Genomic DNA, 5,881 nt, shown 5'->3' on the forward strand with positions numbered 1-5,881 from the left:
TCGAGGCGGGAGATGCGAGGTGACTCGGCGGACATCCTGACTCCCCGTAGACCGGCATACGACAGACTGCATTATCGCATCCCGCCGCCCCGTGCTGCCGCAACCGCGGAAAGTGGAAGGCTCAACTTCCGCTTGGCAGCGGTGATTCGCCCTCGTCGGCCGCACTTTCCCGGGTGGGCGCCCCGTTTCACACGAGGGGGTCGAATTCACACGAGGTGGTCGAACTCCCCTTCCTTCGCGCCCGCCAGGAAGGCCGAGATCTCGGCGGGGGTGTAGACGAGGGCCGGTCCGTCGGGGTGGCGGGAGTTGCGCATCGCGACGCTGCCGTCGCTCAGGGCGGCCACCTCGACGCAGTTGCCCTCGGCATTGCTGTGCCGGCTCTTGATCCAGCGGACGCCCAACGAGCTTGCCCGCATGCCGTTCGATGCTGTTGGCACTGCACTCTCCTTGCTCACGTTCCGCCACGCGTACGCCCCGTCGCCCCAGCGGACCCGGACCGCACCACGTGCTCTGCGTCGACACCACTCGCGCAATTTCCCGTGAAATTGCACGGAGACGCCTTCGGCGTGGATAATAGCCCTTGGCGTCAAGTGCAGCGCAGACGCCACGTCCTGACCGTGTATCAGGGAGACGTCGTGTCCTTACCTGCGTACGAAGGCCTCCGACTGCCCAGTAGCGCTGCGTCACTTGCGGGATCGACCGTGACGCCGGAGGCGCACCGCGGTACCCCGGGTCCGTGTCACCTCACCAGGTCCGAAGCGCCGCGCACCTCGCCCCGCGCCGTCGCCCTGCGTCTCGTGGGCGCCGAACAGGGCTGCGGTCAGGCCCGCGACTTCGTCCGTCGCGCCCTGAGCGCCTGGGAGCTGGACCACTGCGGCCCCGACGCCCTCACGGTGGTCACCGAACTGCTCGCCAACGCCGTGCTGCACGCCGTACCGCACTCGCCGGCCCGCTCCACGGCCCGCCCGGCGCCGCATCCCTCGGCCGAGGCGGAGATCTGGCTCAGGCTCAGCCTCCGCCGGTCCGCCCACCTGGTCTGCGCGGTCACCGACCCGAGCGACCACCCACCCGTGTACCCGCACACCAGCGACCCCTTCGACGAGCACGGCCGGGGACTGCGCATCATCGACGCCCTGTCCGAGCACTGGGGCTGGACCCGACGGCAACCGATGGGCAAGACGGTCTGGGCGATGCTGCCGACCGATGGACAGGCCTGAGCCCCACCGGTCCCTTCCCGGGGCGCGCGCCGCGCGCCGCTGCATCCGCAAATGTGCCCTCGCGCGTGAACATTTGGGCAAGTGCCCGAATAGGCAGCCATATTTGGGACACCCCGGACGCGGTGTAACACAGCCACGTTCCTCTGGCGCAGAACCAGGCAGAAGCGAGTCACCCCACAAAATCCGAATCCCGGCGCCGTGGGGTGACCTGTCGTCCCCAGTAACGCGTCAGATCGGATTTCTCGTGAACACCGACCCGGTTTCCGGATACCAGCCGTACGACCGGCACGCACCCACACCCCCACCCCCACCTGCGCCCGACCGCTCCGCGCACCACCAGGCCACCGCGCGCAGAGCGGCCCTGACGATCTGCACGATCGCCGATGTCGCGGCCGGTCTGCTCGGCCTGTGGATCGTGCTGTACCTGCTCGAAGCGAACCAGGGGAACGCCTTCGTGGAGTTCGTGCGCGGCTCCGCCGACCTGCTGTCCGGATGGGCACGGGACATTTTCACAATGGACACAGAGGGCCTACGAGTCGTCCTCAACTACGGCCTTCCGGCCGTCCTCTATTTGGCGCTCGGGCACGGAATTGCCGCCCGTCTGAACAGGTCCTGACGGCATTGTCCAGCGGAGGAATGGCACAGTGACACGAACTCCCGCCGAAAACGATCACCTGCCGATATATGAAGACCTGGTGCGCGAACGCGGAGACGTTGTGGCGGAAGCCCAAATAGCAGCCGCACACACCCAGCACCAGGCAGCGGAACTGCTCCCCGACGGGGACGCGAGCCGCTGGGACCGACAGCCGGGACATCCCGGTCGCCCCGGAGGCGGGTAAGCGGCCACGTCGGCACCTGACCGCAACCGCAACTGCTCGGCCCAGACGTCCTTCCGGAGGAGGCGCGCCGGGTGCCCCGGTTCCGGACGAGCCGGACCACCGGAAACAGCCCCCGGCCGCCCTCCCCGTTCCCCGGCGTGCGGGTTTCCGCTGGTGTACGTCGTCAGTTCGGTCACCGGACGGGCCAGGTCACCTGCCTGTCCTGTGGAACCCGCTTATACGTCGCCGACGGGGCGCGGCACCACGCTGCCCTTGTCCAGGATGCTGTTGACCAGGACTCCGTCCTGGAAGGTGATGCGTCCGTGGGCCGGCTCCACGCCGAGGGCCTCGGCCAGCCTGAGGAGGTGGGTGTCCACGGTCGCCTCGACGAGTTCGGCGAATGTGCCGGCGCTTTCGCGTCCGCGGATCCAGGCCATGAGCATGAGCACGAGGCCGACGACACCTGCCGGCCACCAGGCGGGGCCGACGCACAGATAGGCGAGCGCCCATGTGCTCTGTACCTGGGCCGCCGAGTACCGTCGCCAGGCCGTCTGCACGGCGTCCCGGCCGTCGCTGTCGGCGATCTGCCATATCCGGGGCCAGACCAGGGCCAGTCGGACGCCGTACTGCGTGGCGACGCGTTCGTCGGTGAGGCGGAACCTGTCGGCGGTCCAGGTGGGAGAGCACGGGAGGTAACGCTCGGGGACGCGCAAGTCCGCCGGAGGCGACGCCTGCGCCCGGCTGCGCCGGCGCTGCAGGTTGCGCCGCGTCAGCAGGCGGAACCAGGGCACTTGGCCGGCCCAGATGATGGCTGTGCCGCGTGTCGCGCCCCTGACCGCCAGACCGGCCAGCGCCGCCGTCAGCAGGGTCCCGCTGACCTGGATGAGGGCTGTGGATGTGCTGTCGGCCCACCGGTGCGCCAGGGCGTCGAGTTCCTTCTCGAGGGTTGCGAGGGACAGGGCGTGGTCCTGGCCGAGGACACCGGCACAGGCGAGCACAAGGGTGAAGGGGAGGCCCGGGAGGACGAAGAGGACAAACCAGCGGTCGGCGATGCGTTGCCCCAGCTGCGACAGGACGCCCTCCATCAACCGGCCGCCTGCGCTGTCCGTGGGGTCATCGGTGTCCCGTCGATCCGGCACGCCGGTTCCGACGCTTCGCCGTCCCGGTCCCGCGGAGGACAGGAGGTCGGCGTGCAGCCGTGCGGACAGTGGTACTGATATCGCAAGGGGACGGCGCGCCATACGCCGGGCAGGGCGGCGTTGATTCGTTCCCTCTCCTGCCGTCCTGGTCGCAGGCCGAGCCGCTCCAGTGCCGCGACGGCGGATCCGCCGCGGCGGACGCGTGCGAGCTGCTCCTCCAGTGTGTCGCGCCAGCCGAATCGTTGTGCTGTGCGCTCCAGTTCGGGCAGCAAGGTGCACAGTCGTCCTCGCGCCTCCAGCTCCGACGCTTCCTCGCTCATAGGGGCCCGTCTTCCTTCCGGATGGTGTTCTTCGACCCGTCAGGGGCCGATGTGGATATAGGGCGCCCACACGGCGACCGCTTCGGGGCCCCTGGCCCGCAAGGCTGATACGGCCGCGTGCAGGGCCCGGGCGGCCGGGAGCAGCGCTGGTTCGGGCTGCGAGAGAAGCACCCGGTAGAACTCCTCGGCGGCACGGGGGGCATCGCCGTCGTCGATGGTCCACAGGGTCGCGACCACATGCCGGAAGCCGCTCATGTGCAGCACGGCCGCGGGGTGGACGGCCTCGTCGAAGACACGCGCGTCGGGCACGGCCGTGTGGCAGGCCGACAGGAAGGCCAGTTCCGGATCCCGCAGGTGGACGCGTGCCAGGAGGTGGGGTTCGAGCGGGCCGTCCCAGAGCCGGATCCCAGCCCGGTCGCCGTGGCAGGAGAAGTGCGCCACGGTGGCGGTGGCAAGCCGGTCGGTGACCGCGGCCACGGTCGCTGCCCGCTCGTCCAGCAGCTCACGATGCGGGAAGTGGCCGGTCAGGACCTCGATCTCGGCGTTGACCTGCGTCAGCGGGGCCCAGCCGGGCAGTTCCCTGATGCCGACGACCAGTGGACGGCCGCTGGGATCCTCGACGCCCGCACGCCGGCGCGCCTCGATGAGCGCGCTCAGGGTCGGCGTATAAGAGGAGACCGCCCGGTCCATGGCGCCGGTTCCGTCGGCTGATGTCGCGGCGTGCAGGGGGAGCGCGGTCAGCGGACCGGTGGGGCACCACCAGATGCGCGGAAGCTCCTCATGTGATCCGGTCAGGTCCAGTGCGTCCAGGACGGGCCCCGCGATCCGGTCCCACAGCCAGGCGACCGTCGCGCGAGTGACCTGGTAGCGGTTCATGTGCGCCACGTCGTGGTCGACATCGCGCAGGTCCCAGGCCGCGAGGAAAGCCTCGGCCACTTGCTGGACCTCGTCGTGGGTCAGGCCCGGCAGCGCGACGACCCGGGGCTCGTCGACGCGTTCGACGATCAGCGCGTCGCAACGGAAGCGGCTGATGTTCACGATGACCACAGGGCCGTCCGCAGCGGCGTTTTGGAGCTCCGCGCAATGCGGCGGCTCGAACATTCTGCCCAGCCCCGCTTGGTCGATCAGCCGGGTGAACTCGCCCGCCAGCGCGAGCCGTCGCTCAACGCGTCGATAGCGTTCAGGGCCGACCAGGCGGTCCAGGAGCACCTGGACAGCGGGGCGGGCAGACAAGTGCGGGGACGGCGCGCCCAGTTCTGCGGTGATCGCGTCGAGTCTGCTGCCGACTTCGGCGGACACGCCCTCGCGCCCGCTGAAGGGGAGCCGGGTGCGGGCGAGTTGCTGCCAGATGACGGCCCGCCCTGCTTCGAGCAGCTCCACCGCGCGCCCGGGCCGCCCGGCCGCGAGGGCAGCGGCCGCACTGTCAGCGGCCAGCGCGGGCCAGGACGCCAGCAGATGCTCCAGGTCCGTGGGCGGCAGGCCAAGAGCTGCGGCCCAGGGCAACAGGAAGACCGCCTGTTCGAAGTCGACGAGCGCGCCATCGGCGTCACCGCTGTTCAGGGCCAGCGAACCGGCCGCAGTCGCGGCCTCCAGACGGTCGACGGGAGGAGACCCCACCGCTTGTGCCGCCATACGGTAGGCCTCCAGCGCCTCCTCCAGGTCCGCTCCGGGCGCGCCGGCACCTTGGGACCGCATCTCCAGCAGGCCACCGAGAGCAAGGAGGTCCGATGCGCGCAACGGGCCGTCCGGGTTCGCGCTCGCCGTATCCCGGAGGATGCCGATCGCTTGCTCCATGTCGTGTGGGTCGCTGAAGGCGGTGGCGCGGTACGCCAGGGCCATGGCGAGCTCCCAGCCGTCCTCAGTAGCGGAGAGAGAGGCCAGGGCCGATTGCAGCGCAGCCTGACGGGCACCCAGGTGACCTTCCGACTCGGACTCCAACAGCCGTAGCCAGAAACGGACGTCCCGCGCGGCGCCCGCCCGTCCGCGCAATGACGGCACCAGGGCCCGAGCCGCACTCAGGTCATCAGGTCGGTGAGCGACTTCGTAGCGCATCAGATATGCGGTGCACAGCATCAGCGCCACCTCACCGTCGCCGCCGACCAGGCGGAAGAGCGTACGTGTCCGGTCGGCCAGCAGCCGCTCTCCCGTCTCGACCACGTCATCAAGGGCCGATGCGGCGTGGGTGTTCAGATACCGAACCAACGCTGTCCAACCAAGGCGCAGGAGGGTCAGGGAGCGCAACGAGCGGTAGTACGGCATTCCCGGGCGCATCACAGCCAGCGCCTGGTTCAGGGCGGATTCAACTGGTCGTCGCAACACCTTGATCACGGAGGTGTGCGATGGGCCGAGACGAGAGGCAGAAGGTGCCGGAGGCGCCTGCGGGGGCG

6 protein-coding genes are annotated in these 5,881 nt (G+C 69.9%); 2 read left to right on the forward strand and 4 right to left on the reverse strand.

Translation table 11 applies throughout. The features are described from left to right. Positions 1-206: 206 nt before the first annotated feature. Positions 207-416, reverse strand: coding sequence for a DUF397 domain-containing protein (locus ACZ7NC_RS44225; RefSeq protein ID WP_404097718.1), 210 nt, complete (start codon positions 414-416; stop codon positions 207-209). Between the two features lie 285 nt (positions 417-701). On the opposite strand from ACZ7NC_RS44225, the gene ACZ7NC_RS44230 reads away from it, so the two are divergent. Together ACZ7NC_RS44230 and ACZ7NC_RS44235 are read left to right on the forward strand one after the other, a co-directional pair. Then, positions 702-1,217 carry an ATP-binding protein gene (locus ACZ7NC_RS44230; RefSeq protein ID WP_471497771.1) on the forward strand — a complete coding sequence of 172 codons (516 nt, stop codon included), beginning with the start codon at positions 702-704 and terminating at the stop codon, positions 1,215-1,217. Positions 1,218-1,461: 244 nt separating this feature from the next. Then, positions 1,462-1,833: a hypothetical protein gene (locus ACZ7NC_RS44235; protein ID WP_471497773.1), complete on the forward strand. Its 372-nt coding sequence runs from the start codon at positions 1,462-1,464 to the stop codon at positions 1,831-1,833. Between the two features lie 438 nt (positions 1,834-2,271). Here ACZ7NC_RS44235 and ACZ7NC_RS44240 read toward each other — a convergent pair whose 3' ends face one another. From ACZ7NC_RS44240 to ACZ7NC_RS44250, 3 genes are read right to left on the reverse strand one after another with little or no spacing between them, the layout of a single operon-like run. Next, complete coding sequence (locus ACZ7NC_RS44240) at positions 2,272-3,174, reverse strand: hypothetical protein (RefSeq protein ID WP_471497775.1); 903 nt, start codon at positions 3,172-3,174, stop codon at positions 2,272-2,274. Then, positions 3,120-3,494 (reverse strand): hypothetical protein, encoded by a 375-nt coding sequence (locus tag ACZ7NC_RS44245; RefSeq protein WP_471497777.1) that lies wholly within the window; start codon positions 3,492-3,494, stop codon positions 3,120-3,122. The genes ACZ7NC_RS44240 and ACZ7NC_RS44245 overlap by 55 nt, the downstream gene beginning before the upstream one ends. A gap of 39 nt (positions 3,495-3,533) precedes the next feature. After that, positions 3,534-5,651, reverse strand: a complete 2,118-nt coding sequence (locus ACZ7NC_RS44250) for a CHAT domain-containing protein (protein WP_471497778.1) — start codon at positions 5,649-5,651, stop codon at positions 3,534-3,536. Between the last annotated feature and the right edge of the window lie 230 nt (positions 5,652-5,881).

Source organism: Streptomyces sp. NPDC111802 (genome assembly GCF_055634335.1).